The following is a 1484-nucleotide window of genomic DNA, read 5'->3' on the forward strand; positions in this document are numbered from 1 at the left end:
TCGAAGCCGCGCGGACGCGGAGCCAGCCACAGGAATGCCGCTGCCGAGAGCGCCGCGACTCCGCTCACGCTGAGCACCCCTACGCGCCAGTCGCTGAACTCGGCAACAGGAGCCGCGACGATCCGGCCGGTCAAGCCGCCGATCGTGGTTCCCGCCACGTACGTGCCCGCAGCCACTGCAGCGTGTAGTGGCTGGATCTCCTCGTGGAGGTAGACAAGGGCAACGGCGGGAATGCCCCCGAGCGCCGCGCCCTCGGCGAAACGGATCAGCAGCAGTGTCTCGAACGTCGGCGCCGCGGAGACGAGGAAACCCAGCCCGACGGCGGCGCTGATCGCCCAGGCCATGGTTCGTTTGCGTCCCGCTCGGTCCGCCACCCAGGACCACGGAATGACGGCGAGCGCCAGTCCCAGCGTGGCTGCGGACACCGTGAGCGCTGCGTCAGCGGGAGAGACGGCGAACTCCCGGGCGAGCCCCGGGAGGACTCCCTGCACCGAGTAGAGCTGGGCGAACGTGGCGATTCCCGCGAAGAAGAGTGCCAGAAGGACGCGGCGGTAACCAACGCTTCCCTTGGCATGCCCCGCCCAGCCCGCACCGGAAGGGCTCATGCCCCGCGGCACCCCATCAGCGCCGGCGGTACGTGAGGTCGAAAACCATCCGCCCCGCCTCGATGGCCTTGTTCTCGAAACTCGTCAGGGGGCGGCCCTCGAAGCGGGGCGCCCACCCGCCAAGGGTGTCGGTGCCCTCGTTGACTCCGGTGTTGCCCGTGCTGACCGGGTCCTTGCCTTCGCGGACCGGGGCCCCACCCACCACGAGCTCGACACCGCTTTCCCAGACCTGGGTGAGGGGGCTCAGCGCACCGGTGCGCTCGCCGTCGTGAAGGTTCTCGAAGTCCGGGGAGGCGTTGAGTACGCTGCGCATCTGCACGCCGTAGCTCGACCAGTCGGTGGCAAGCCGGAACAGCGACCCCGGGGCGAGTACTCGGGCCGCGAGGTCCACGAAGCCCTGCTGGACCAGGCGCCGCTTCAGGTGCCGTGCCTTGTGCCAGGGGTCCGGGAAATAGACCCACAGTTCATCGACCGAGGACTCCGGCAGCATGGTCTCCAGCGCTTCGGCAGCGTTGACCTGGGCCACCCGGACGTTGGCCAGCCCCTTCTGGTCGATCCGCAGCATGGTCTGGGCCAGGCCCGGGCGGTATACCTCGAGGGCAAGGAAGTTCCTGCCTGGTTCACGCTCGGCCATGTGGGCGATCGCTTCACCCAGGCCGGAGCCCACCTCGACCACGAGGGGGGCGCTCCGCCCGAAGGCGGTGTCGACTTCGAGGGTGAAGCCTGGTGCCACCGACGTATCGGTGGTGATCCTTGGAACGCTGATCAGGTATTCGTCGGCGAGCTCGTCCCACGCTTCCCGGCGTCGGCCCTGGAGCCGTGAACCTCGCCGGACGAAGGATACCGGCCGGCTGCGAAACGGCTGCCCGCAGAGGGCGG

General features: G+C 69.3%; 2 protein-coding genes. Both read right to left on the minus strand.

Annotated features, from left to right (window positions below; translation table 11 throughout):
• A partial coding sequence (locus Y705_RS18790; protein ID WP_155850008.1) for an MFS transporter occupies positions 1-605 on the minus strand: 605 nt, incomplete at its 3' end.
• A gap of 16 nt (positions 606-621) precedes the next feature.
• On the minus strand, positions 622-1484 hold an 863-nt coding region (trmB, locus tag Y705_RS18795), incomplete at its 5' end, for a tRNA (guanosine(46)-N7)-methyltransferase TrmB (protein ID WP_081737950.1).

This window comes from Arthrobacter sp. H41 (genome assembly GCF_000520535.1).
Classification (GTDB): Bacteria; Actinomycetota; Actinomycetes; order Actinomycetales; family Micrococcaceae; genus Arthrobacter_D.